Annotated in this window: 26 protein-coding genes; 15 read left to right on the top strand and 11 right to left on the bottom strand. The window is 68.2% G+C overall.

The genetic code is table 11. The annotated features are described in order from the left end of the window. Positions 1–29: 29 nt before the first annotated feature. Positions 30–914: a LysR family transcriptional regulator gene (locus ABD210_RS15080; RefSeq protein WP_344111962.1), complete on the bottom strand. Its 885-nt coding sequence runs from the start codon at positions 912–914 to the stop codon at positions 30–32. A 129-nt stretch (positions 915–1,043) separates the two neighbouring features. On the opposite strand from ABD210_RS15080, the gene ABD210_RS15075 reads away from it, so the two are divergent. From ABD210_RS15075 to ABD210_RS15065, 3 genes are read left to right on the top strand one after another with little or no spacing between them, the layout of a single operon-like run. Then, positions 1,044–2,285 carry an MFS transporter gene (locus tag ABD210_RS15075; RefSeq protein WP_344111960.1) on the top strand — a complete coding sequence of 414 codons (1,242 nt, stop codon included), beginning with the start codon at positions 1,044–1,046 and terminating at the stop codon, positions 2,283–2,285. Between the two features lie 48 nt (positions 2,286–2,333). Continuing rightward, positions 2,334–3,251, top strand: a complete 918-nt coding sequence (locus ABD210_RS15070; RefSeq protein ID WP_344111958.1) for an NAD-dependent epimerase/dehydratase family protein — start codon at positions 2,334–2,336, stop codon at positions 3,249–3,251. Next, positions 3,248–5,473, top strand: a complete 2,226-nt coding sequence (locus ABD210_RS15065; RefSeq protein ID WP_344111957.1) for a glycosyltransferase family 2 protein — start codon at positions 3,248–3,250, stop codon at positions 5,471–5,473. Before ABD210_RS15070 ends, ABD210_RS15065 begins: the two co-directional genes overlap by 4 nt. On the opposite strand, the gene ABD210_RS15060 is transcribed toward ABD210_RS15065, so the two are convergent. Next, entirely contained in the window at positions 5,391–5,828 is a 438-nt protein-coding gene (locus ABD210_RS15060; protein ID WP_344111956.1) for a GtrA family protein, read from the bottom strand. The genes ABD210_RS15065 and ABD210_RS15060 overlap by 83 nt on opposite strands. 191 nt (positions 5,829–6,019) lie before the next feature. Here ABD210_RS15060 and ABD210_RS15055 point away from each other — a divergent pair, with 191 nt between their 5' ends. After that, a complete protein-coding gene (locus ABD210_RS15055) occupies positions 6,020–7,177 on the top strand; it encodes an NAD-dependent epimerase/dehydratase family protein (RefSeq protein ID WP_344111954.1) in 1,158 nt (385 codons plus the stop codon). A gap of 16 nt (positions 7,178–7,193) precedes the next feature. Here the strand turns inward: ABD210_RS15055 and ABD210_RS15050 are convergent, their stop codons facing one another. Next, positions 7,194–7,925 (bottom strand): methyltransferase domain-containing protein, encoded by a 732-nt coding sequence (locus ABD210_RS15050; protein ID WP_344111951.1) that lies wholly within the window; start codon positions 7,923–7,925, stop codon positions 7,194–7,196. Positions 7,926–8,050: 125 nt separating this feature from the next. Between ABD210_RS15050 and ABD210_RS15045 the strand changes: the two genes are divergently transcribed. Beyond that, complete coding sequence (locus tag ABD210_RS15045) at positions 8,051–8,434, top strand: VOC family protein (protein ID WP_344111950.1); 384 nt, start codon at positions 8,051–8,053, stop codon at positions 8,432–8,434. A 40-nt stretch (positions 8,435–8,474) separates the two neighbouring features. Here the strand turns inward: ABD210_RS15045 and ABD210_RS15040 are convergent, their stop codons facing one another. From ABD210_RS15040 to ABD210_RS15030, 3 genes are all read right to left on the bottom strand, one after another. After that, the gene (locus ABD210_RS15040; protein ID WP_344111948.1) at positions 8,475–9,476 is read right to left on the bottom strand and encodes an alanine racemase; all 1,002 of its coding nucleotides are present in this window, start codon (positions 9,474–9,476) and stop codon (positions 8,475–8,477) included. 4 nt (positions 9,477–9,480) lie between these two features. Then, positions 9,481–10,611, bottom strand: a complete 1,131-nt coding sequence (locus tag ABD210_RS15035) for a lipid II:glycine glycyltransferase FemX (protein WP_344111946.1) — start codon at positions 10,609–10,611, stop codon at positions 9,481–9,483. A 106-nt stretch (positions 10,612–10,717) separates the two neighbouring features. Continuing rightward, the gene (locus tag ABD210_RS15030; RefSeq protein WP_344111945.1) at positions 10,718–11,674 is read right to left on the bottom strand and encodes an SDR family NAD(P)-dependent oxidoreductase; all 957 of its coding nucleotides are present in this window, start codon (positions 11,672–11,674) and stop codon (positions 10,718–10,720) included. A gap of 168 nt (positions 11,675–11,842) precedes the next feature. Here ABD210_RS15030 and ABD210_RS15025 point away from each other — a divergent pair, with 168 nt between their 5' ends. The 3 genes from ABD210_RS15025 to ABD210_RS15015 all read left to right on the top strand — a co-directional run bounded on the left by ABD210_RS15025 (position 11,843) and on the right by ABD210_RS15015 (position 14,612). Then, positions 11,843–12,418 (top strand): TetR/AcrR family transcriptional regulator, encoded by a 576-nt coding sequence (locus tag ABD210_RS15025; protein ID WP_344111944.1) that lies wholly within the window; start codon positions 11,843–11,845, stop codon positions 12,416–12,418. Between the two features lie 142 nt (positions 12,419–12,560). Beyond that, positions 12,561–13,277: an SDR family NAD(P)-dependent oxidoreductase gene (locus tag ABD210_RS15020; RefSeq protein ID WP_344111943.1), complete on the top strand. Its 717-nt coding sequence runs from the start codon at positions 12,561–12,563 to the stop codon at positions 13,275–13,277. 120 nt (positions 13,278–13,397) lie between these two features. Further along, complete coding sequence (locus ABD210_RS15015) at positions 13,398–14,612, top strand: MFS transporter (protein ID WP_344111941.1); 1,215 nt, start codon at positions 13,398–13,400, stop codon at positions 14,610–14,612. Here the strand turns inward: ABD210_RS15015 and ABD210_RS15010 are convergent. The 3 genes from ABD210_RS15010 to ABD210_RS15000 form a co-directional block, all read right to left on the bottom strand. Then, entirely contained in the window at positions 14,581–15,051 is a 471-nt protein-coding gene (locus ABD210_RS15010; RefSeq protein ID WP_344111939.1) for an NUDIX hydrolase, read from the bottom strand. The genes ABD210_RS15015 and ABD210_RS15010 overlap by 32 nt on opposite strands. Before the next feature lie 129 nt (positions 15,052–15,180). Then, complete coding sequence (locus ABD210_RS15005; protein WP_344111938.1) at positions 15,181–15,984, bottom strand: deoxyribonuclease IV; 804 nt, start codon at positions 15,982–15,984, stop codon at positions 15,181–15,183. Positions 15,985–16,027: 43 nt separating this feature from the next. Then, entirely contained in the window at positions 16,028–16,525 is a 498-nt protein-coding gene (locus ABD210_RS15000; RefSeq protein WP_344111936.1) for an Lrp/AsnC family transcriptional regulator, read from the bottom strand. Positions 16,526–16,619: 94 nt separating this feature from the next. On the opposite strand from ABD210_RS15000, the gene ABD210_RS14995 reads away from it, so the two are divergent. From ABD210_RS14995 to rplI, 5 genes are all read left to right on the top strand, one after another. After that, the gene (locus tag ABD210_RS14995) at positions 16,620–17,792 is read left to right on the top strand and encodes an MFS transporter (protein WP_344111934.1); all 1,173 of its coding nucleotides are present in this window, start codon (positions 16,620–16,622) and stop codon (positions 17,790–17,792) included. A gap of 421 nt (positions 17,793–18,213) precedes the next feature. Continuing rightward, positions 18,214–18,504 (top strand): 30S ribosomal protein S6, encoded by a 291-nt coding sequence (gene rpsF, locus ABD210_RS14990; RefSeq protein WP_344111933.1) that lies wholly within the window; start codon positions 18,214–18,216, stop codon positions 18,502–18,504. 89 nt (positions 18,505–18,593) lie between these two features. Next, entirely contained in the window at positions 18,594–19,169 is a 576-nt protein-coding gene (locus ABD210_RS14985) for a single-stranded DNA-binding protein (RefSeq protein ID WP_344111931.1), read from the top strand. 79 nt (positions 19,170–19,248) lie between these two features. Beyond that, entirely contained in the window at positions 19,249–19,482 is a 234-nt protein-coding gene (gene rpsR / locus ABD210_RS14980; protein ID WP_012924539.1) for a 30S ribosomal protein S18, read from the top strand. Positions 19,483–19,496: 14 nt separating this feature from the next. Further along, on the top strand, positions 19,497–19,943 hold the full coding sequence (gene rplI / locus ABD210_RS14975) for a 50S ribosomal protein L9 (protein WP_344111930.1): 447 nt from the start codon (positions 19,497–19,499) through the stop codon (positions 19,941–19,943). 48 nt (positions 19,944–19,991) lie between these two features. Here the strand turns inward: rplI and ABD210_RS14970 are convergent, their stop codons facing one another. Both ABD210_RS14970 and ABD210_RS14965 read right to left on the bottom strand, forming a co-directional pair. Next, positions 19,992–20,147, bottom strand: a complete 156-nt coding sequence (locus ABD210_RS14970) for a hypothetical protein (RefSeq protein ID WP_344111929.1) — start codon at positions 20,145–20,147, stop codon at positions 19,992–19,994. 301 nt (positions 20,148–20,448) lie between these two features. Continuing rightward, entirely contained in the window at positions 20,449–21,861 is a 1,413-nt protein-coding gene (locus ABD210_RS14965) for a PQQ-binding-like beta-propeller repeat protein (protein WP_344111928.1), read from the bottom strand. A gap of 243 nt (positions 21,862–22,104) precedes the next feature. Here ABD210_RS14965 and ABD210_RS14960 point away from each other — a divergent pair, with 243 nt between their 5' ends. Then, entirely contained in the window at positions 22,105–22,728 is a 624-nt protein-coding gene (locus ABD210_RS14960) for a DUF6668 family protein (RefSeq protein WP_344111926.1), read from the top strand. Positions 22,729–22,740: 12 nt separating this feature from the next. Next, complete coding sequence (locus ABD210_RS14955; RefSeq protein WP_344111924.1) at positions 22,741–23,007, top strand: conjugal transfer protein TrbC; 267 nt, start codon at positions 22,741–22,743, stop codon at positions 23,005–23,007. The last annotated feature ends 35 nt before the right edge of the window (positions 23,008–23,042 follow it).

Below are 23,042 nucleotides of genomic sequence, written 5' to 3'. Positions count from 1 at the left end.
CTCGTCGCCCTGAGTTCGCACGTACCCCGTCAGGGGGTGGGAATGACGTACTCCAGGAAGCGGCGTGCCGCGGGGGTGGCGGCGTGGCCTCGGGGGAGGACCAGGTCTACGCGGCGGAGCAGAGTGGGGGTCAGGGGGATCAGGGCCGGGCGGTTGCGGGCCCCCGGGAGAAAGTCGAGCCCAATGGGGACCAGGGCGATACCGGCGCCGGCGGTGACGAGGTCGAGGACCATCGTCCACTCGTTGACCTCGCAGGCCGTTCGGCGGCTCAGGCCTGCTTCGCGGAAGGCGTTGTCGACCAGCACCCGGACGGCCCACTGCCCGGGAGGCTCGACGAATCTCTCGCCGTCCAGCTCATCGAGCGTGACCGTCTTGCGCCTGGCCAGCGGATGAGTCGAGGCGCAGGCCAGAACGAGCGGTTCGGCGAGGAGAGGCACGACCTCGAGCCCGGGCACTTGTTCGGACACCAGGGAGACCAGTGCGCAATCGAGCCGGCCATCTCCCACCATCTGCAGCATCTGCAACGCCGGGAGTTGGTGCACGGAGATGTCCACCCCGGGGTGATCCACTGCGAACGCGGCCAGCCAGGCGGTGAAAGGCAGGCTGTGCCCGCTGGTCTGCAGCGCGCCGATCCGTAGCGCACCCTTCAGCACTCCGTGCGCATCGTGGACCGCTTGCTGAGCCGCCGCGGCCGCGTCCAACGTACGCCGGGCCGCCGGCAGCAAGGCGGCTCCTTCGGCAGTCAGCCGCACCGGCCGGGTTCCCCGGACGAACACCAGAGCGCCGACCTCCTTCTCCAGCGCGCGGATCGAGGTCGACAGCCCGGACTGGACGATATGCTCCCGCGCCGCGGCCCGGGTGAAGCTGAGTTCCTCCGCGAGCGCGATGAAATGCCGCAGGTGCCGTAGTTCCATGACGACCAGTATCTCCGGCAGAGATGGAAACCATCTCCTCCAGGTCCTCGAAAGCTGGTATCGCTCCGGACGACGGCCTCGTTCAGTTCAGATGTCAGTACGACTTCTTTGATGAGAGGCCTCCGAGTGATGAGTACCGCCGCTCCATCCGCCACCGCCGCACGAGGCTTGCAGGTCCGGCACGCCACCGGGTTCTGGTTCGTCGCCACCGCATTCCTGACGCTGATGGCGTTCGGTACCGTACCCACCCCGCTCTGGCCGATCTACCAGGTGCGGGACCACTTCGGCGCGACCACCGTCACGATCGCGTTCGCGGTGATGGTGGTCGGCGCCGCGTCCAGCTTCCTGCTGCTCGGGCACCTCTCCGACCGGCTGGGCCGGCGACGCATCATCGCGCCGGCACTGCTGGTCGGGATCCTCTCGGCGGCCGTGCTGGCGGTCTGGCCCGCGCTGCCGGGGCTGATCGTCGGCCGGATCCTGACCGGCGTCGCCATCGGGCTGATGGCGTCCACCGCGACCGCCTACCTCACCGACCTCTACCACGAGGCGAAGCCTGAGCAGCTCGGCTCACCTGTCCCAGGGCTCGTGGCGACTGCCGCCAACTTGGGCGGCCTGGCGCTCGGCCCGTTGGTCGCGGGCGCACTTGCGCAGTGGGCCCCGGCGCCCGTGCACACGGCGTACATCGTCTTCGGTGGGCTGATGGCGCTGCTGCTCCTGCTGGTGCTGGCGAGTCCCGAGACCGTCGACACGGAACTGACGGACGAGGCCCGGCCGGTTCGGTTCGCGCTGCGTCCGGGTGGCGGGACCGCGTTCGCTGCCGCCGCGGCCGTCGGGTTCTTCGCTTTCGCTGTGATGGGCCTGTTCTCGTCCCTGGGGGCGATCATCGTGCGTGGCCAGCTCGGCATCACGTCGTACTTCGTCGCCGGGCTGGCGCCGTTCATCGCGTTCGCCGCCTCCGCGGTCGCCCAGTTGGCGCTCGGCCGGCTCACTCAGGGCGTCGTGCTCAAGGTCGGCACCCTGCTCTTCCCGATCGGGCTCGCGCTGACAGCTCTATCGCTCTACCGGCCCACCCTGTGGCTCATCCTGACCGCAGCCGCTCTCGCCGGCGCCGGCGCCGGCCTGCTGTTCAAGAGCGCGGTCACCCAGACGGTCATCGCGGCCGATCCCGCCTCCCGGGCGGGTGTGCTCGCGGCCTTCTTCGTGGTCGCGTACTTCGGCCTCGGGCTGCCGTCGATCGCCTTCAGCCTGGTCATCCAGCACCTCGCCCTCAGGCCGTCGATGATCGGCTTCGCCGCCGTCCTGTCAGTCGGCACGGTCGTTGCCGTCGGCGTCGCTCTGCGCTCCAATCTGCGCTCCTACAGGAACCAATGACCCGGCTGGTGCCCTGGCGGTTGGTGGCCCGGCGGTAGGTTGGCTGCCATGGACGGGTTTGCGGACAGGGTGCTGGTCACCGGTGCGTCCGGCTTCATCGGACGGGCGGTCGTCGCCGCTCTGCGGAAGCGGGACGTCCCGGTCACGGCTGTCGACCGGGAGCCGCCCGACCAGTCCTGGGACTCCGGCGTCGAGGTCGTGACCGGGGATCTCGCCGACCAACAGGTTTGCATCGCGGCGTTCGAGACCCGGCCGCGGGCGGTGATCCACCTGGCGGCGCTGACATCGGTGCTCCGCTCGGTGGACGCCCCGATGCGGACCTTCGCGGAGAACGTCACCATCACCCAGGTGCTGCTCGAGCTCTCCCGGGGCAGCGGAGTCGGCCAGTTCGTGCTCGCTTCCACGAATGCGGTGGTCGGCGACGTCGGTGCTTCCACCATCACCGCCGACCTGCCCCTGCGCCCGCTCACGCCGTACGGCGCGACGAAGGCGGCGGGGGAGATGCTGCTGTCGGCGTACTCGGGCAGCTACGGGTTGAGCACGGCAGCCCTGCGCTTCACCAACGTGTACGGGCCGGGGATGTCGCACAAGGACAGCTTCGTGCCGCGGCTGATGCGCGCGGCGCTCACCGGGACCGGCGTCCCCGTGTACGGCGATGGCCTGCAGCGGCGGGACCTCGTCTACATCGACGACGTGGTCGCGGCGATTCTGCTTGCCCTTGACAACGGGTTCGACGGCCGGGCGATCGTCGGGTCCGGTAGTTCCGTGTCGGTGCTAGAGCTGGTCGAAGCTGTCCGCTCGGTGACCGGCAGTCCGATTCCGGCCGAGCATGTGGACGCCCCTGCGGGGGAGATGCCTGCTGTAGTCGTCGACGTGTCCTCCAGCGCCGGGGCACTCGGCTACAACCCGACCGTGTCATTGGCGGACGGGCTGTCCCGGACCTGGCAGTACTTCCGCGACCAGTGACCCACGTACTGCGAAAGCACTGGCTGCTCGTCGTCTTCCTGGTGGCGGGAACTGCGTTGCGTGTCCTCGCGACGATCGCCTACCGACCGGCGATCATCTATGCGGACTCGGTGCACTACCTGGCGAACATGAAGGAGCTGAAGCCGGACCAGCTCAACCCGATCGGCTACGACCTCGTACTGCGGCCCCTGGTCGACCTGGGCGGTCTCACCTTCGTGGTGATCGTCCAGCACCTCGTCGGCCTTGCCCTGGGAGTCGCGCTCTATGCGCTGGCCAGGCGCCTCGGGGTCTACCGCTGGCTGGCTGCGCTCGCGGCGGCCCCGCTGCTGCTCGACGCCTACCAGGTGCAGATCGAGCAGAACATCATGGCCGAGACCACCTTCGACGCACTGCTCGTCGGCATCCTCTGGTTGCTCCTCGGCTGGGGCGTGCCGGGGTGGAAGCGCGCGGCCGCCGTGGGGCTACTGCTGGGAGCCGCCTTCGCGGTACGGGCGATCGGCATGACTCTGCTTCTCCCTGTGGTGCTTTACCTCGTGGTGGTCGGCTCGGCCTGGCGTCGGCGGAAGGACTGGCCACGGCTCGTACTGCGTACCGGGGCTGCTGTGGCCGGGTTCCTCGTCGTGTTCGGGGCCTATGTGGGCTACTTCCACGCCGAGACCGGCCGGTGGGGGTTCACCGGTGCCGAGAACCAGGTGCTCTACGGGCGGACCGCGGTGGTTGCCGACTGCTCCAAGTTGCCGCTGGACGCGGGCACCCGGTTGTTCTGCCCGACGGAGCCGCTCGGCCAGCGTCTGGGCGTCGACAAGTACGCGCACAACCACTACGGCGATCCCAACTGGCCGCCTGGTCCCCTGCCACCGGGAACGACCAAGCAGCAATTGGCCACGAAGTTCGCCAAGCTGGTGATCGCCCATCAGCCGCTCGACGTCACCAAGGCCGCGCTGACGGACTTCCTCAAGGGGTTCGCCCCGACCAGGACCACCTCGCCGGACGACGTACCGCTGGAGCGGTGGCAGTTCCAGCTCACTTATCCGAACGGTTCAGACCAGCAGACCGCGGACGCGGCGCGCCAGTACGGTGGGACCTCGCCGTACGTGCGGCATGATCCGGCGGCAATCCTCCGGGCCTACCAGCTGAACGGCGGCTACACGCCGGGCCTGGCGCTGGGGATCGCCGCGTTGATCGGTCTCGCCGCAGCTGCCGGGCTCGGCCGGGCCAAGCGGCGGTCCGGACTCCGCGCAGCCGCGCTTCTCCCGGCTGCAGCCGGGATAGTTCTGTTGCTGGGATCTGCCGCGTTCGAGTTCTCGTGGCGCTACCAGCTGCCGGCCTTGGTGTTCTTCCCGTTGGCCGGAGCCATCGGGCTGACCGCCATGCTCGGGCCCGACCAGGCCAGGCCGGCTCTGAAGGCTTATCCGGACGACGTGGACTCGAAGGCGCTGGACGACTTCCGCGAGCGGCACGGCGAACCAGCCTTCGCACCGCTCGTCGTGGTCGTTGCCGCCTACAACGAAGCTGGCGGCATCGGCCCGGTGCTGGAGAACATGCCGAAGACCTGCGCGGGCCTACCTGTCGACGTGCTGGTGGTCGTAGACGGTGCCCAGGACGACACTGCGGAGATTGCCGCCGCTGCCGGCGCGTATGTGTGCAATGCGGCAACGAATCGTGGGCAGGGCGCCGCACTCCGGCTGGGGTATCAGCTGGCCGCGCAGGGCGGCGCGCAGTACGTGGTGACGACTGACGCGGACGGTCAGTACGACAACTCCGAGCTCGACGTGCTGATGCGGCCGATCCTTGAGGGCAAGGCAGACTTCGTCACGGGGTCACGCCGGCTGGGCCAGGAGGACGCCGACAGTCACCTGCGCTGGCTCGGAGTACGGGTTTTCGCTGTTCTCGCCTCGATCCTGACGCGGCGGCGGTTGACCGACACCTCGTTCGGGTTCCGCGCGATGCGGGCCCCCCTGGCGTGTTCGGTGACGCTGCGGGAGCCGCAGTACCAGTCGTCGGAACTGCTGCTCGGCGTACTGGCGAGCGGCGCGCGGGCGGTGGAGCTGCCGATGACGATGCGGCGGCGCGGCGACGGGACGAGCAAGAAGGGCCCGGGCCTGGTGTACGGCGCGAACTACGCGCGGGTGATGACCACTACCTGGTGGCGGGAGTACGTTCTCCGGCGTCGCCCGGTGCTGCGAACACGAACCGGTCGAACAGCACGAACTTCAGGATGAACGTGAAGCCGTTGGCGGCCAGATAGGCGGTGCCGGCAAGCAACGTCCGCCAGGAGTGTGTCTCGGTCATGTTCCGGATCCACGCGTCGGCGACGGTTGTCAGGAACGAGATCACCACCAAGGACCCCAGCGTGATCGCTACGTAGGGCAACAGCTCGCGGGTCGGGTGGGCCGGTCCGGTCCGGCCCCACGCCCAGCGACGGTTGAGCAGGTAGTTCGGCACCGCGCCGGCGGCGAAGGCGATCACGCTGGCCAGGGTCGCTGGAGTACCGATCCAGTAGCAGACCAGGAAGGCGAGCTGGCTGATCGCGGTGGCTACGACCGATGACGCTGAGTAACGGAGCAAGACCTGCACCCGGCCATTCTGCACCTCCGGGTGATCGGCTGGCTTCGAGGTCGGCCGATCGCGTAGTTTCGAGGTGGTTCCATCGGACGGATTCACAGCCAATTCCCAGGCGCGGAGTGGAACTCATCACGTTAGAACCGCGCTGAACAGGATAGGAAAAGAGTGAAAGTCCAACAGTCCAGCTAAGGGAGACCCTGCTCGTGCGCGTACTCGTCCTGGGCGGTGACGGTTACCTTGGGTGGCCGACGGCGCTGCATCTGTCCGACTCCGGTCATGAGACGGCGGTGCTCGACAACTTCGCCCGGCGCGGCTACGACCGTGAGCTCGGCGTCCAAAGCCTGGTCCCGATCGAGGACCTCGACACCCGGATCGCCGCCTGGGAGGAGATCTCCGGACAGCACATCGCGGCCTACGTCGGCGACCTGCTCGACGCCGACTTCGTCTACCGGGTACTGCGGGAGTTCCAGCCCGAGGCGATCGTGCACTTCGCCGAGCAGCGGGCCGCGCCGTACTCGATGATCGACCGGCAGCACGCCGTCTACACCCAGCAGAACAACGTGGTCGGCACCCTCAACCTGATGTATGCCATGGCCGAGATCGACCCGTCGATCCATCTGGTCAAGCTCGGCACGATGGGCGAGTACGGCACGCCGAACATCGACATCGAGGAAGGCTGGCTGGAGGTCGAGCACAACGGGCGCAAGGACCGGATGCTCTACCCGAAGAAGCCCGGCTCGTTCTACCACCTGAGCAAGGTGCACGACTCGCACAACCTGGAGTTCGGCTGCCGGGTCTGGGGGCTTCGCGTCACCGACCTCAACCAGGGCGTCGTTTACGGCCAGCAGACCCCGCAAACCGCGAGGGACAGCCGGCTGGCGACCAGGCTCGACTACGACGCGGTGTTCGGCACCGTCCTGAACCGCTTCGTCATCCAGGCGGTGCTGGGCGAGCCGCTCACGGTCTACGGCGCCGGTGGTCAGACCCGCGGGCTGCTCGACATCCGGGACACGGTCGAGTGCATCCGGCTCGCGGTGGAGAGCCCGGCCGACGCGGGCGAGTTCAGGGTCTTCAACCAGATGACCGAGAGCTACTCGGTCAGCCAGATCGCCGAGAAGGTGGCGGAAGCCTTCCCGGGACCGGTGCAGGTGGACCACCTGGACAACCCGCGAGTGGAGCAGGCCGAGCACTACTACAACGTGAAGCACACCGGCCTGGTCGGCCTCGGTCTCCAGCCGCACCTGCTGTCGGAGACCCTGATCGAATCGCTCATCGACATCGTTGCCGCCAACAAGGACCGCGTCGACGTCGACGCCCTCCTTCCGACCGTGCGCTGGCAAGGCGGCCTGAAGACCACCTGACTTCGGCCGCCGGCCCCTACCGGGTGGCGGCGACGAGAAGAGTGGGGAGTACTGCGAGGAAGCGGTCGCGCTCGCCGCGATCGGCCTGCTCGGCGAGCCACGCGTCGGCATCGTGCTGCGTGATCAGCGCCTTACCGACCGCGGCAGCCGCGGCCGCTTCCAGTTGCTTGACCATCAGCCGGTGGTCCGTGATCACTTCGCTGTGTACTACGACCTCGGCGTCGAGGAATCCCTGGTCCAGCAGGAGGTCGCGGTAGCTCCGGGCCACGCGCGGCGCGACCGTACGCCACTCGAGCCCGAGCAGAACGACGTCGGCCATGTCCTGGTCGCTGCTGTCCAGCATGAGGAAGCCGTAGTCCTGACCAGCGAGCACGATCCGTCCCCCCGGCCTGAGCACGCGCCACGCCTCAGCCAGCGTCGGGAGGGGATCGGCCAAGAGGTGGAGAAGGCGAGCCGCTCGGTACCCGTCGACCGACTCGTCCTCTAGCGGCAACTGGTCCGACCGTGCCACGTGAAACACCGCGTCCGGCGTACGGGCCTGGGCTGCGGTGATCGCGTCAGAGTCCGCGTCGATACCGATCACCTTCAGCTTGTCCTCGGCCAGTTCGGCCACGGCATGACCCGCACCGCAGCCGACGTCGACGACGGTGTCGCCCGGCGCGAGGGCCAGTAGCCGGATGGACTCCGCCCGGAGTGCGGCGGCGTCGGGCCGTTGCTCGATCCGGTCCAGGAAGCTCAGGTCAGCCATGCACACCACGGTGCTACTTCAGGTGCACCTGAAGTCAACCTCGCAGGTTCGTCACACTTTCGCGGCCGCCCGCGTCAGGCTGGGTGGCGGGGTGGTCCCGCAGGTTGTGGAGAACGGAGATCGTCGTGAAGTTCGGTAAGACCGTTGTGTACGTGGAGGACGCGAAGTCGTCGCTGGAGTTCTTCGAGAAGGCCTTCGGCTTGAAGGGGACGTACCACGACCAGGGCTTCGGAGAGGTCGAGACCGGGGGTGACACGAACATCGCGTTCGCGGACTACGCCGTCGGCCAGAGCCACCTGCCGGAGAAGTACACGGTCGGGAGGCCGGACAAGGTCGCCTTCGAGCTGTCCTTGGTCAGCGACGACGTCGAGGGTGTCTTCCGGCGGGCCGTCGAGGCCGGCGCGGAGTCGCTGAAGGAGCCGGAGAAGACGCCGTGGGGGCAGATCTCGTCGTTCCTGCGGCTTCCGGACGGCACCATCGTCGACCTCGCCTCGCCGGTCGCCTTCTGATTCACAGGTGGCGGTCACCGGCCGGTGACCGCCACAGAGGTCAGTCCATCGAGACCTTGTCGAAGGTGGTCGTGGTGAAGCGGACGTCGACGCCCACCTCGTCACCGACCGCCGGCGGTGCCACCGAGGACGGCAGGAAGAGCATGCTCGCCTGCATGTGCGGCGGCTCGGCGAACCACCGCTGCTTGCCCTCGATCGTGAACGGCGACAACGCCATCCCGGCCGCGTCCAGGCTGCCCTTGGCCATCGCGATCGCCCGCTGCCGCACGGTGGCCGCCGCGGTCGGGGCCTCCAGGCCGACACCGTGAGCGGTGCCACCCGACACCACCAGGATGTGGCCGTCACCCGCCACCCGGCGCTGGCGATACCCCACCCGCTCGCCCCGGCGTACGGAGTGGACGTCCAGGACGGTGGCCCGCACGGTGAACGAGCCGCGGTCGCCGAGCCAGAGTGCGGTGCCCATCCGGAGCTTGACGTCCTCGCCCAGGTCGGCCAGCTTCTGGGGCGGGACGTGCGATACCCAGAGGGTGCCGGGCCGGACCGCCCGTGCGGCTTTGGCGAGTTCCTGAGCCTCCCGGATGTTGGCGGACGTGCCGCCCGCGCCCATCGGGAAATGCAGGGACCAGCCCTCGAACCTGATCCGGTCCAGTGCGTTCAGCAGCATCGTGTGCCGCAGTTCGCGCGCGCCGATGCCGTGCCGGTGCATCGAAGTCTGTACCTCGATCAGCACCCGGCTGCCGGCCGGGATCGAGACAAGGTCGGCCAGCCGGCTGACCGTGTGGATGATGTTCTTACCCTGCGGGACCTCCAGGAAGGGCCGCCACGGTGACAGCACGACGACATCGTCCTTGAAGTCCGGCGGGACCTCTAGGTAGGTGCCGACCGCGACGGTCTTCGCGCCGAGCGCGCGCGACTCCGCCAGCAGTCGCGGGTTGCCGAAGCCGTACCCGTTGCCCTTGGCGACCGGGACGATGTCGGGGTTCCACGTGGAACGGAGGTGGTCGCGCCATCGATCGGAATCGATGTGCAGGATCAGGGGCATGATGTCATCGCCGTCTCATGTAGAGGTCGAATGCGGTGTAGAGCGCCTTGTTCAACGGCAGATCCCACTCACCGACGTATTCGACGGCCTCGCCGCCGGTGCCGACCTTGAACTGGATCAACCCGACGTGCGGATCGTTCGGGTCCAAGGTGTCGGTGATGCCCCGAAGGTCGTACACGGACGCGCCCGCTGCGAGCGCATCCGACATCATCCGCCACTGGATCGCGTTGGATCCACGGACGTCTCGCTTGGCGGTCGAGCTGGCACCGTAGGAGTACCAGGAGTGCTCGCCCACCCGGACCCAGATCGTCGAAGCGACCAGATCGCCCTCGTGGTAGGCGTTGTAGAGCCGGAAGTCGCAGCAGTCGGCCGGCTGGTTCGCCATCGCCGCCTGCATCTTGGTGAAGTACGGCAGCGGCCGGGGGGTGAAGTGATCCCGCTCGGCCGTTTCGACGTACAGCGCGTGGAAGGCCTTCAGATCCTCCGGCGTGCCGAGGGTGACCTCGACGCCGAGCTTCTCGGCCTTCTTGATGTTGCGCCGCCACAGCTGGTTCATGCCCTTGAGCAGGTCGTCCGGGGTCTTGCCGGCCAGCGGCACCTGGAACACGTACTGCGGCTGTCCCGCGGCGAAGCCTTCGCCGATCCGGGGGGCCTTCCAGCCGAGCGCCCGCAGCTGAGCTGTCACGGTCGCGCCCGACGGCTCGATCACGTCGGGCCGGACATCGCCGAGCTTGGGTTGCTGGCCGCCGGCGATCGCGTCCTTGATGGTCTTGGCCGTCCAGCGCCGCGTCGCCACCGGCGGCCCCATCCGCAGGCCGAACGCGCCCTGCTCCTGCACGTGGGCGGCGAGCGGACGGAGGAAACGGCCGAGGTCGATCGCATCCCAGTCGATCACCGGGCCCTCGGGGAGGTAGGCGAGGTAGCGCTTCACCTTCGGCATCTGCCGGTAAAGCACGAGCGCGACGCCGACCAGCTCACCCGGAGCGGCCGGATCGAACCAGCCCAGCGACTCGGCCTTCCACTCGCTCTTCACCGCCCCCCAGCCCGGCGTCTGCAGGAAGCTCGCCGCCGGTTGCACCGCCACATAGGCAGCGTGCTCGTCGGCGGAGATGGTCCGGATGCTCAAGTCACTCACGGTCGGTCAGGTTACCGGCCCACGGCGCCAGACCCCAGCGGGCCGATCAGATCGTCCGGTCCGGAACGACGCCACCGCCGACCTGACCGTGGCGGTGGCGCATTCTTCACCGGTCGAGCATTTCCAGGGAGATGTCCCACAGTCGGGTGGCGGCCTCGGGGTCCAGGGCGTGCGCCGCGACGCCGTCGCCCGATGCGCCAGGCACGTTGCCGCCCTCGTCGCCAGGCGCATGGGGCAGCGCCTCGTTGCAGTCCTCGAAGTAGCGACCGCCGACGCCTGCCAGCAGCGGGGAGACCGCGAGCAGGACCGAGGTGGCGGCGCCTTGCTCCACGGTCTTCCATGGGTAGTTGTCGAAGATCTCCTTGAGCCAGGGGTTCGCTTCCGGATCCTGGTGTCGCTGGAGCGCGGTCCGGATGCCGCCGGGCATCAGCGCGTTGGCGGTGATCCCGTCAGGCGCCCAGCGCTTGGTCGCCTCGACCGCGAAGAGCACGTTCGCCGTCTTGGATTGCCCGTACGCCGACCATTCGTCGTACGGGCGGTTCTCGAAGTGGATGTCGTCGAAGACGATCCCCGAGCGCAGGTGCGCGCTGGAGCTCACGGACACGATCCGGGCGTTCCCCGCGGCGGCCAGTGCGGGGTGCAGCCCGAGGGCGAGACCGAAGTGGCCGAGGTGGTTCGTGGCGAACTGGTGCTCCCAGCCTTCGGGGGTGCGGTTCAGCGGTTCGGCCATCACGCCCGCGTTGTTGATCAGGAGATGCAGCGGACCTTCCCAGCTCGCGGCGAACGCTGCGACGGACGCGCGATCCGCGAGTTCGAGCGGCGCCACGAAGACGCCCGGATTGCCGGTCTTGGCGCTGATCCCGGCGGCGGCCTGTCGGCCGGCCTCCAGGTTCCGGACGGCGAGGGTCACCTCCGCGCCGGCGGCTGCCAGCGCGCGGGCGGTCTCGACGCCGATGCCCGACGCGCCGCCGGTGACGACGGCTCGGCGACCGCTCAGGTTTGCGTCCGCGATCACCTCGTCCGCAGTGGACTCGCGGGTGAAGGGGGTGGTGATTCGGCTCATCAGAAGTCCTGTTCCGGGGTACGAGCTAAGCTGAACCGGAGGATCCTCCGGTAAGAGGAAGTTAACTGGAGGATCCTCCGTTTATCAAGCGGGCGCCGGGGTCGGCTAGGTTTTGGGGTCCGGAGCGACCAACATTCGGGCCAGCGCGATCAGGAAGGAGGGGCGGGGATGACCGCGACAGGGGATCGTCCGCTGCGGGCGGATGCCCAGCGCAATCGCGACCTCCTGCTGTCCGCTGCGGTCCGGGCCTTCTCCGAGTGCGGGCTCGACGCGACCCTCGACGCGATCGCCAAGAAGGCGGGCGTCGGCATCGGGACGCTCTACCGCCACTTCCCGACCCGGGAGGCGCTCGTCGAGGCGGCCTATCGGAACGAGCTCGCCGTGGTCTGCGACGCGGCGCCGGAGCTGCTCGCCGCGCTGCCGCCGGCTGAGGCGACCCGGGCCTGGATGGATCGCTTCATCGACTACATGACCCGCAAGATCGGGATGGCGGACGCGCTGCGGGCGGTGATCGCGTCTGGCGCCGATCCGTACGCGCACAGCTTCGAGCTGCTGGTAGGCGCGATCCAGCCGCTGCTGGAGGCGAGCGCTGCAGCTGAGGAGATCCGCTCCGACGTCGCGCCGGGCGACGTACTGATCAGCCTCAGCGGCGTCGCCCTGGCTGCAGGCTCGAACCGCGAACAGGCCGGCCGCCTCCTCGACCTCCTGATGGACGCCCTGCGCTATCGACCCCCGGTCACCTGACGGGATTGGAGCCTGTCGCGGATCACGTAGAGGATGCGGAGGCAGCTTCGTCGACGAGTTCGGCGTACGGGATCATGCGCCAGCCGTAGCGAGCTGTTCCGGTCCGGCCAGCCGGTTTATCGGGCGACCCTAGGCTGGCCCGATGAACAGGGTGGCGTTGGTGACGGGGTCCACGTCGGGGATCGGGGAGGCCACGGCCCGACGGCTCGCGGCGGACGGGCTGACAGTGGTGATCCACTCGCGCAACAGCCAAGACGCCGGGCTCAAGCTGGCCGAGGAGCTTGGCGGGACCTATCTGCGGGCCGACCTGGCGAACGAGGACGAGGCCGCCGGACTGATTCCCCGGGCTCTCGCCGCGCACGGGCGACTGGACGTACTGGTGAACAACGCCGGCATCAGCTGGCCGGTTGCGCATGCTGAGCTGGACGGCCTGAGCGCCGCGGACTGGCGGCGACTCCTCGACGTGAACCTGATCGCCCCATGGCTCCTTTGTACGGCGGCCCTGCCGGCCCTCAGGGAGTCGCGCGGCTCCATCGTCAACGTGACGAGCCATGCCGGAGTGCGGCCGAAGGGCAGCTCGATCGCCTACGCCGCGAGCAAGGCCGCGCTGAATCACGTGACCAAATTGCTCGCGGCCGCGCTCGGGCCAGAAGTACGGGTGAATGCGGTCGCGCCCGGGTTGGTCGACACGGCGATGACAGCGGACTGGACCGCTGCGCAGGAGCTGTGGAAAACGTCCAGTCCGATGCGGCGTGCGGCGCAACCGTCGGACGTGGCCGACCTGATCGCGGCGGTCCTCCAGAGCTCGTATCTCACGGGCGAGGTGATCCTGCTCGACGGCGGTTTGAACCTGCGCTGAGCCGTCTGTATTTGCCGCTGGTCTCCCGGCGGCAGGCGAATCTGGCCGTGCCGCTGGCCGGTGGCAGCAGGCTGATTCAGGGTGACGGGTTTTGTCGGAGGCTCCTTCTACGATCGGGCGATGCCGTCATCGTTGGGTCCGGACTTCAGTCGGCTGTGGACCGCCTTCGCCGTCAGTGCCGCGGGAAGCGCGATCGGTTCAGGGGCGTTGCCGCTGGTCGCGGTGCTAGTGCTCGACGTGAGCACGTTCCAGGTGTCGTTGCTGGCCGCGTTGTCGGCGGTGGCCGGCGCTGCGATCGCATTGCCGTCGGGCGACTTCATCGAGCGGCGCCACAAGCGACCGGTGATGATCACCGCGGACCTGGTCCGGTTCGGGGCGCTGCTGAGCGTTCCAGTCGCTGCGGCGGTGGACCTCCTGACCTATGCCCAGCTCTGCGTGGTCGGCGTCCTGCAGTCCGCCGCGCTGATCGCGTTCACTGCGGCAAGCGGCGCACACCTCAAGGCGTTGGTTCCAGCCGATGGTCGAGCAGAGGCGACCAGCCGGTTCGAGTCGACCACCTGGATCACCCTGAGCGTCGGGCCGCCGATCGGTGGCGCGCTGGTCGGACTGGTCGGCGCGACGGTGACGCTGGCCATCGACGCGATCTCCTTCCTGCTGTCCGCCTTCGGTATCCGCCGGATCCAAGAGCCTGAGCCGGTTCTCGTGCGGCGCAACGACAAGCCCGACATCACCGCGGGCTGGCGGTACATCCTGCGCCATCGCGGATTGCGGTCGTTGTTTTGGAACTCGCAGCTTTTCGGCGGTCCGGTGATGATGGTTTCGCCGCTCCTCGCAGTGTTCATGCTTCGCGATCTGCACATGAAGCCCTGGCAATACGGCCTGGTCCTCGGGCTGCCGTGTCTGGGAGGCGTGCTGGGTGCCTGGCTGGCGCCGCGCCTGACCCGTCGCTTCGGCCTGCACCGGATGCTCATCGTCTTCGGCGTACTGCGCACGCCCTGGTTGCTGTTGTTGCCTTTGGCAACGCCAGGGGTGGACGGGGTCCTGCTGCTGACCCTCGCCGAGCTGGCGTTGCTGGTCGCCGCCGGTGCCTTCAACCCGTCGTTCGCGACCTACCGGATGGAGGTGACCGAGGACGGTTTCATGGCCCGCGTGTTCGCGTCGTGGTCGATCACCTCGCGATCCGTGCAGCCGGCATTCATGGCCGCCGGCGGAGTGCTGGCCGGTCTCACCAGCCTGCGGGCCGCGATGTTCATCGCCGGCGGGTGCTGCCTGCTCAGCGCCTTCGTACTGCCCTGGCGTTCGGCTAGACCAGCTCCATTGCCTGAGCCAGTCTGACCAGGTTGCCCATCACGCCGTCGTTGTCGTCCATCCCGTCCAGATAGGCGATGGCTTCGTCGGGCGGCAGGACCAGCACCTCGAGGACCTGCTCTCCGTGGTCCGGGTTGGTCGGCGCCTGATCGATCACCACATCGGCGACCACATTGATCCAGTACGAAACGGGATGCGGCAGGTGTGGGCGGTAGGGCTCGGGCCTGCGGTGGTCGGCTCGGTGCGCGCCGAGCCAGGTCATCGGCCCGACCAGCCGCGCCCCGGCCTCCTCGAGCAGCTCGCGCCCGGCGGTCTCCTCGATCGACTCATCCGGCTCCCGCGTACCGCCGGGCAGGAACCGCCACCCCAGATCGTTGGCGCAGACGACGATGCCACCCTCGGTCCGCGCCACCACGTGCACATTGCTGATCAGCTCATCCGGCGGCTCGTCCGTACTGAACCGCACATCAAGATCTCCCCACCCCCAAAACCCCGGCGCGAACAGCTCAGGTACCCGCTCAGCCCAAATCTGCATCCCCCGATTCTGCCCGCCCACGCGTCCACCCGCTCGCGGCAGACCACTCAAGGGCAGCCGTCAGTTCAGATGCGCGCGCAGGTAGTCGATGTCCGCCTTCTGCCCGTGGTCGCCGTTCGGTGTCTCCACCACGACCGGCGCACCCGCCGCCTTCACCACCGCGACGATGTCGGCCGGGTCGATCTCGCCCTCCTCGAAGTTGCTGTGCCGGTCGGCGCCGGACCCGAACGGATCCCGCGACCCGTTCGCGTGCACCAGATCGATCCGCCCGGTGATCGCCAGCACCTTGTCGACCACGGACCCCAGCTCTTCCCCGCCCGCATGGAAATGGCACGTGTCCAGGCAAAAGCCGACATTCTCCAGGTTCGGATTCCCCGATGCCTGCACCGCCTCCCACAGCCGCGCGATCCGGTCCAGGTGTCGCGCCATCGCGTTGTCGCCGCCGGCCGTGTTCTCGATCAGCAGCGGCACTGGCAGTTCGGCGCGCTCGATGCACTTGCGCCAGTTGTCGAACCCGGCCTCCGGGTCGTCGCCCTTGCCCACGTGGCCGCCATGCACGATCACACCCTTGACGCCAACCTCGGCCGCCAGGTCCAGCGTCTGCTGCAGCAGCTTGCGGCTGGGGATCCGGATCCGGTTGTTCAGCGTCGCCACGTTCAGCACGTACGGCGCGTGCACATACAGGTCGACGTCCTCCGCTTCCGCGCGGGCCTTCAGCGCCTCGGCCCCCTCGGAGTAGGAGACTTTCGGACCCTTCCAGCCCTGCGGGTCGCCGAGGAAGAACTGGACCAGGTCCGCACCTCGGTCGGCCGCCTCGGCCAGCGGGTCGTCCTGATCGACGTGCGCACCAAGTTTCAAGCTCATGAAGTCACCCTATGACCGCCTGCCGACAGTTCCGAAACCCGTGTCAGGACCAGCCTTTCGAGCGTGTCACCGGCCGGGCGTCGACGGTCGGTTGCTGCACCGGCCGCCCCTCGAACTCCGTGGACAGCACCACGTGCGTGTTGATCTCGCCGTGCTCGCCGAGCCGTTCGAACAACCCCTCCAGATGACGCATGGACGCGACCCGGACCCGCAGCATCGTGCAGGAGTTGCCGCTCAGCTTGTGGATCTCCAGTACTTCGGGGAAATCGTCGGACTTGGTCGTCTTCAGCAGGCATCGGCCCGTCGTGCACCGCATCTGCACGAAGGCGGACAGCGGCTGACCTGCCCGCGCCGGATCCACCTGTGCCTTGTAGCCGACGATGACCCCGGACTCCTCCAGCCGACGTACTCGGTCGGCAACAGCAGGCGGCGACAGGTTCACCCGTCTGCCCAGCTGGTTGTACGACAGTCGCCCGTCAGCCTGCAGTTCGGCCAGGATCTGCCAGTCGGTGGAGTCCAGGTTCCGCTCCTGAAAGGTCATCTCCCCAGAACACCTTCGATATCGGCCCTCCACAAGAACTGACGCCTTACTTCATGCATTCATGACTGCGGCTGGCCTTTCTAGCGTTGATGGCATGTTGATTCCAGTCCTTCTCTCCGCCGCCGTGATGACTGCCGCGATGGGTGTCGCAAGTGCGGTGAGCACCGTCCTCATCGCCGGCCAGCTGAGCCCGGCTGTGGCGGGGCTACCCAACACCGCCGGGGTGCTGGGTACTGCGATCGGCGCCGTCGTGATCGGGCGGCTCACTACCTGGGTAGGCCGGGCACAGGCGCTACGACTGGGGTACGCCGTGGCTGTGGCCGGCGCAGCTTTGACCGTGCTGGCTGCTGTCGGTGCACCCGTGGTTCTGTTGTTCGCCGGCATGCTCCTGCTCGGCGCCGGAAACGCGGCCGCTCTGCTATCGCGGTACGCCGCCGCCGACGCGGCTACGCCAGCACGTAGAGCAGCGGCGATGAGCACAGTCGTCTGGGCCAGTACTGCGGGCGCTGTAGGCGGGCCGCTTCTTCTGGGACTGGCCCAGGACACCGCCCAGTCAGCGGGCCTACCTCCGCTCTCCGGCGCGTTCCTGCTGACAATTGCCGCCGCGTTCGCCGCGGTCCTCACCTCCAGTTGGATCCGGCCGACCAAGGCCGGCCGGGTTGACCGGCAGGAAGTCGAACCACGTCAAGCAGTTCGTAGTACGACATTGCTTGCGGCGGCGGTGATGCTGGTCGGGCACCTGGTCATGGTGGCCCTGACGACCTCCGTGCCGGTGCATGCGCATCACTACGGGCACGGATTGGGCGCGCTCGGCCTGATGCTGTCCGCCCACAGCCTCGGCATGTTCGCCTTCGCGCCCGTGACCGGCTGGTGGATCGACCGCTCAGGACCGCGGCCGGCGATGCTTGCCGGGTTGGTGACCATCACTGCGTCCGCCCTGGTGATTGCTGGACCGGCCGGGATGACCTTCGCGCCGGCGCTGTTCCTCCTGGGCTACGGCTGGAACCTTTGCTACCTGGGCGGCAGCGCGTTGCTCAGCCGGGCGGGGCAGGCGCGACTGGAAAGCAAGGTAGAGGCGTGGGTCTGGGCAGTCGCCGCACTGGCGACCGCGGCGTCGACCTGGCTCTTCGCTGAAGGTGGCTTTGCCCTGTTGTCAGGAATCTCGGTCGTGCTTGCCCTACCGCTGCTCGTAGTAGTCGCTCGTAGTCGCAGTGTTCCCCCGGTGGAACCGCTCCAGTGCCCCCAGGAGCTGTCTAGCCTCGCGTGATGCCCACGCCCGAACCTGGCTGAGGGGTCCGCGGCGGTGGCGGCGGACCATGTGGACAAGGACCTGCGACGGCGATCAGAGTCGGTTCGACCAGCTGGGTCGGCAGAGCCGCTCCGGCCAGGGCGAGGCATACGATGACGAGATGCCTGTGCCACCTGTGTCTGCCGCGTCTGAGCGGCGTGGGTGGCTGGGGCGGTTGCTGGGACGCAAGTGACGTAAGTGACCGCGAAAACGCCGCAGCAGACCTGTGGATAGTGGTCAAGAGGACGTCCGAGCGCTGGTATTCTGTTTGTGTTGCCCGGTCCATCGACCGGGCTCCTTGCTTGACGCCGACGGCGATTGTCGGCGTGGAGCACACCGCATCGCCCTCCTGCCACGGAGAGACCGTGGCCGCCAAGTCCGAAGGAGGTGGAGTTCGCGCATGCGTCGTTATGAAGTCATGGTGATCCTCGACCCTGAGCTCGAAGAGCGCACCGTGGAGCCGTCCCTCGACACGTATCTGAACATCGTCCGCAAGGAAGGTGGCACGGTCGAGAAGGTCGACATCTGGGGCCGTCGCAAGCTGGCCTATGACGTCAAGAAGAAGTCCGAGGGCATTTACGCCATCATCGACCTGACTGCCGAGCCGGCAGTCGTGAAGGAGCTCGACCGTCAGCTCACGCTGAACGAGTCGATCCTGCGCACCAAGGTCATCCGTCCGGACCAGCACTGATCTCTGGGGTCGTCAGCAGCTTCAGTGTCGGTGCCGACCGCTACTGATAGCTGTAGACACAGCCACACCCGAAAGCAGGAGGAACGGCAATGGCAGGCGAAACCGTCGTCACACTGGTCGGCAATCTTGTCGACGACCCTGAACTCCGGTTCACCCCGTCCGGTGCGGCCGTCGCGAACTTCCGTATCGCGTCGACCCCGCGGACGTACGACCGGCAGTCAGGCGAATGGAAGGACGGCGAGTCGCTGTTCCTGAGCTGTTCCGTCTGGCGGCAGGCCGCTGAGAACGTGGCCGAGTCGCTGCAGCGCGGCATGCGCGTGATCGTGCAGGGCCGGCTCAAGTCCCGCTCGTACGACGACCGTGAGGGCAACAAGCGCACGGTCTTCGAGATCGACGTGGACGAGGTCGGTCCCAGCCTGCGCAGCGCCACTGCCAAGGTGACCCGGGCGATGCGCTCGGGCCCCGGCGGCGAGGGCGGCGGCAACTTCGGAGGTGGCGGCGCTCCCGGTGGCGCCCCCGCTGGTGGTTTTGGTGGCGGCCAGGGTGGCGCGTCGCAGAACGACCCCTGGGCAACCCCGCAGGGTGGTGGCGGCCAGGCCGCCCCACAGAACGACCCCTGGGCAGGTCAGTCCGGCGGCGGCTCGATGGAAGAGCCTCCGTTCTGACCTGAGCAGGGCATCAATCAGTCAGAGTGACCATTCCGGCACTTGTGCCGGGCTTTCGTAGTAGGAAGAGAGCACCACAATGGCCAAGATCATTCGGAAGCCGAAGAAGAAGGTCTGCGGCTTCTGCAAGGACAAGGCAACGTACGTCGATTACAAGGACACCGCGCTGCTGCGCAAGTTCATCTCGGACCGCGGCAAGATCCGCGCTCGCCGGGTGACCGGGAACTGCGTGCAGCACCAGCGCGATGTGGCCACCGCTATCAAGAACGCTCGCGAGGTGGCTCTGCTGCCGTACACGAGCACCGCTCGCTGAGGGAGGTCTGAGACATGAAGCTCATCCTGGCGCAGGAAGTCGAGGGCCTCGGAGCCCCCGGCGACATCGTCGAGGTCAAGGACGGCTACGGCCGCAACTACCTCGTGCCCCGCGGTCTGGCCATCGGCTGGACCCGTGGAGCAGAGAAGCAGATCCAGTCGATCAAGCGGGCGCGTGACGCCCGGGCGATCCAGGGCAAGGAGCACGCGAGCGAGGTCAAGAACCAGCTCGAGCAGCTCGGCGTCCAGCTGGACGTGAAGGCCGGCGACACCGGTCGCCTGTTCGGCTCGGTCACCCCGGCGGACGTCGCCGGCGCGATCAAGTCGGCGGGTGGCCCGTTGGTCGAGAAGCGTGCGATCACCATCGGCTCGCCGATCAAGACCACCGGTTCGCACCAGGTCTCGGTGCAGCTGCACCCGGACGTCGCCGCGACCGTCCGGCTCGAGATCGTCGCAGTCTGAGGTTCGTTCCACCCAGAAGGTCCGCTCTCCCCGAGGGCGGACCTTCTGTCATTCCCGGCCGACGACTGCTCGCCGTACGCCGCCGGTCAGGCCCGCCCGGCTCAGCCCTTCCACCGGGCTCGGCCGTTCCACCGGGCTCAGCCCTTCCACCGGGCTCGGCCGTTCCACCGGGCTCAGCCCTTCCACCGGGCTCGGCCGTTCCACCGGGCTCAGCCCTTCCACCGGGCTCGGCCGTTTCGCCGGGCTCAGCCCTTGAGGGGTGCGGGCCAGCTCAGGGGGAGAGGATCGCCGACCCCATCGATCCCTGACTGAGCGACCCTGGGCCACTCGGTCGGACCTGGATCAGGCTGACCGCCACTCTTGTCAGTCGGCTTCTGGACTGACGGGAAGTCCGGCGGCGTCGGGTCATCGTCGGCCGCCTGTGCCAGTGGCACATACAGCACGGCGGCCGCCAGCACAGCAGCCCCCACTCCGCCGGCCGCTGCCGCGCCTCGACTCGCCCGGTTCACTTCTTGTCCAGGGCGTACAGCACCGAGGAGTGGACGACGATCGCGTGATTCCCCGCGATGCCCCAAGGTCGCGCGGTGCCGGCCCCGAGCGCGGTCGGCTTCCCGCCCGGCACGATCGCGACCAGCCCGTTGCCGGCCTGTCCGAAGATCGTCAGCTGGGAGATGGACTGTGGCTGGAAGCGTTCCAGCCGCACGGTCTTCCCGCTGGCGAAGTTGATCAGGCATTCCCCGTACGCCGCGACCTTGCCGGCCTGGTCGGGCACCCATTTCCAGCTCGTCGCGTCGCCGGTGGTCGTCCGGGGGCAGGTGCCGACCACAGCCCCGGTCGACGTCGAGTTCACCGTCGGGATGACCTCGTCGGCCTTCCCGGTGTTCCACAGCACGACCACCCGGCCGGAACTGGCTGCGACGATCTGGTTGATTCCCTTCGCGCCCGTCGGCGGCTTCAGGTTGAGCAGCGCCAGCTCCTTGCCGGTCTGACTCCAGAACAGCGGACCGGCGTACCGGGCCATCAGTGCTTTGTCGCCTTCGGCGAGCAGCATCGTGGACAGTCGGGGCTGGTTCTTGACCGGCTGGAGCTGACCGCCGCTGACCAGGCTGGCGCCCGCATTCCCGGGCAGCACCACCAGTGGCGACGTGCCGAAGAACTGAACCGTCGCGGAGCTCGGTAGCTCGATGGTGGTCGGCGGAGCGGCTTCACCGGCCCAGTACTCAAGGGTGCCGGGGGCGGCGATCGCGACAACCCGCTTGCCGTCGACGGTGGTGTAGGCGGGGCTGCTCGACTGGTCGGGCACCTTGTCCTGCCAGAGCACCTTGCCGTTGCTGTCGAACACCGCGATCTTGTTGTCCCGCGTGACGACCGCGACCTCGCGACCGTCCGGTGACACCGCGGGGTGGGTGCCGTCGGCGATGTCGACGGTCCAGGTCGCGTTCGCGGTCCAGCCCGGCGGTACGGGTCGCGCGGCGAACTGGTCCGGTCCGACGGTTGGCGCGGGCAGGTCGGGCAGTTTGGATGCCACCTTCGGCTTCGCCACAGTGTTGCCCGGGTCCTTCAGGACCAAGAAGTAGAGCAAGGCGCCGCCGACCAGGACCACGGCGAGGGCGGCCGCCGCGATGATCATCCGAAGAGATCTGCCGGTCCCCGTCGTCTCGATCTCCGCTTCAGCGGTCTCCACCTGGCCGTCCGGATGGATGATCAACGGCCACGACTTGCCGCTGGATTCGACCGCTGTGGCCTTCACCGGTCGTCCCAGTTGGCCGGCTCGCTCGGCCACCAGAGTAATGGCCGCCTGCCGCGGGTCGCGATGGTTCACCTGATGGCTGCGGCCGGCGATCTTCACCTCGGCGTTGCGCTCGTCGTACAGCCGGATCGTCACCTTCGGCCAGGACGGGATGCCCTTGTCAGCCACGGTCAGCCCTCAACACAGCCCCAGACTCCTTGCTTCTCGGTGTCGACGCCGCCGCGCGGCCTGCTCGGAGTCACAGACGGTAGCCCGGCCAAGGTCATGATGCCTGGTCCGCTGACCCGGAAGCGATGTTATCCACAGGCAATTCCGACGCGGTCGGGCCTGTGGATAGTCCGACGCAAGCGAAAGTGGATAGCGAGACAATACTGATGGCAACCGCTTGGAAACGCCGCGAGACGAGGGGCAATGACGCAGCAGCAGAACTCATGGACACGGCCGGTGGCGCTTGGTGTGGCGCTCGAGCAGGGGCAACCGGCAGCAGCTCAGCAGCCGCTGCGGGGGGCCGCTGCTCCCCAGCCGGGTGTGACCGAGCCACTCGAGCACGAGCGGTTGCCGAAGTTCGCGATCCCGGCCGCTGACACCCTCTGGTGGGTCGGCGTGCACGGCGGTGCGGGTGAGTCGACGATGGCGCAACTGCTGCCCGGCAGCCGCGCGGCAAAGCATCGCTGGCCCATCCCACCACCACCCGTCCCGGCGTCGACTGTGCTGGTCGCTCGCACGCATGCGTACGGTCTGCGCTCCGCTCAGCGGGCAGCGGCCGAGTGGGCGTCCGGAGCGGTCCAGGGGGTCCTCGTGCTGGGGCTGGTCCTGGTCGCGGATGCGCCCGGCCGACTGCCGCGGGTGCTCGACGACTTCGCCGACATCGTGGGCGGCGGGGTGCCACGAGTCTGGGACGTGCCGTGGATCGAGGAGTGGCGCCGTGGCGAGGAGCCTGGCCCGGAGAACACGCCCGACGAGGTCTTCGAGGTCCTCGAGTCCATCTACGCCCTGCACGGATCGAACCCCTCGACCTTCCCGACCCAGTACTGAGAGGAATCCAGCATGCTGACCCGAGCGATTCTCCTGATGGCCCCGATGGGCAGCACACCACCACCAGGTGTGGCCGACAAGTTCCAGACGCTGCTCGACTGGGTGACGTGGATCGCCTTCAGCGTCTGCATCCTCGGCGTCGTCATCGCGGGCGCGATGATGGCACTGGGCCAGCGGCGCGGCGAGGGTGGCGAACACGCCGCCCGCCTGGGTTGGGTGTTGGCCGCCTGCATCGTGATCGGCTCGTCCTCGATGCTCGTCAAGGGCCTCGGCGGCTGACCGTGGCGGCGTTGACCGGCGGAGCGGCGGGGGAC

Origin of the sequence: Kribbella alba (assembly GCF_039529635.1) — a bacterium.
Classification (GTDB): domain Bacteria; phylum Actinomycetota; class Actinomycetes; order Propionibacteriales; family Kribbellaceae; genus Kribbella; species Kribbella alba.
Note: the sequence above shows the minus strand (reverse complement) of the source record. Positions and strands in the feature narration are given on the sequence as shown.

What these genes read in the sequence shown, in the direction of transcription:
- ABD210_RS15080 (WP_344111962.1), bottom strand. Translation starts at nt 914, where the DNA reads ATGGAACTACGGCACCTGCGGCATTTCATCGCGCTCGCGGAGGAACTC.
- ABD210_RS15075 (WP_344111960.1), top strand. Translation starts at nt 1,044, where the DNA reads ATGAGTACCGCCGCTCCATCCGCCACCGCCGCACGAGGCTTGCAGGTC.
- ABD210_RS15070 (WP_344111958.1), top strand. Translation starts at nt 2,334, where the DNA reads ATGGACGGGTTTGCGGACAGGGTGCTGGTCACCGGTGCGTCCGGCTTC.
- ABD210_RS15050 (WP_344111951.1), bottom strand. Translation starts at nt 7,925, where the DNA reads ATGGCTGACCTGAGCTTCCTGGACCGGATCGAGCAACGGCCCGACGCC.
- ABD210_RS15040 (WP_344111948.1), bottom strand. Translation starts at nt 9,476, where the DNA reads ATGCCCCTGATCCTGCACATCGATTCCGATCGATGGCGCGACCACCTC.
- ABD210_RS15030 (WP_344111945.1), bottom strand. Translation starts at nt 11,674, where the DNA reads ATGAGCCGAATCACCACCCCCTTCACCCGCGAGTCCACTGCGGACGAG.
- ABD210_RS15025 (WP_344111944.1), top strand. Translation starts at nt 11,843, where the DNA reads ATGACCGCGACAGGGGATCGTCCGCTGCGGGCGGATGCCCAGCGCAAT.
- ABD210_RS15020 (WP_344111943.1), top strand. Translation starts at nt 12,561, where the DNA reads ATGAACAGGGTGGCGTTGGTGACGGGGTCCACGTCGGGGATCGGGGAG.
- ABD210_RS15015 (WP_344111941.1), top strand. Translation starts at nt 13,398, where the DNA reads ATGCCGTCATCGTTGGGTCCGGACTTCAGTCGGCTGTGGACCGCCTTC.
- ABD210_RS15005 (WP_344111938.1), bottom strand. Translation starts at nt 15,984, where the DNA reads ATGAGCTTGAAACTTGGTGCGCACGTCGATCAGGACGACCCGCTGGCC.
- ABD210_RS15000 (WP_344111936.1), bottom strand. Translation starts at nt 16,525, where the DNA reads ATGACCTTTCAGGAGCGGAACCTGGACTCCACCGACTGGCAGATCCTG.
- ABD210_RS14995 (WP_344111934.1), top strand. Translation starts at nt 16,620, where the DNA reads ATGTTGATTCCAGTCCTTCTCTCCGCCGCCGTGATGACTGCCGCGATG.
- rpsF (WP_344111933.1), top strand. Translation starts at nt 18,214, where the DNA reads ATGCGTCGTTATGAAGTCATGGTGATCCTCGACCCTGAGCTCGAAGAG.
- ABD210_RS14985 (WP_344111931.1), top strand. Translation starts at nt 18,594, where the DNA reads ATGGCAGGCGAAACCGTCGTCACACTGGTCGGCAATCTTGTCGACGAC.
- rpsR (WP_012924539.1), top strand. Translation starts at nt 19,249, where the DNA reads ATGGCCAAGATCATTCGGAAGCCGAAGAAGAAGGTCTGCGGCTTCTGC.
- rplI (WP_344111930.1), top strand. Translation starts at nt 19,497, where the DNA reads ATGAAGCTCATCCTGGCGCAGGAAGTCGAGGGCCTCGGAGCCCCCGGC.
- ABD210_RS14960 (WP_344111926.1), top strand. Translation starts at nt 22,105, where the DNA reads ATGACGCAGCAGCAGAACTCATGGACACGGCCGGTGGCGCTTGGTGTG.
- ABD210_RS14955 (WP_344111924.1), top strand. Translation starts at nt 22,741, where the DNA reads ATGCTGACCCGAGCGATTCTCCTGATGGCCCCGATGGGCAGCACACCA.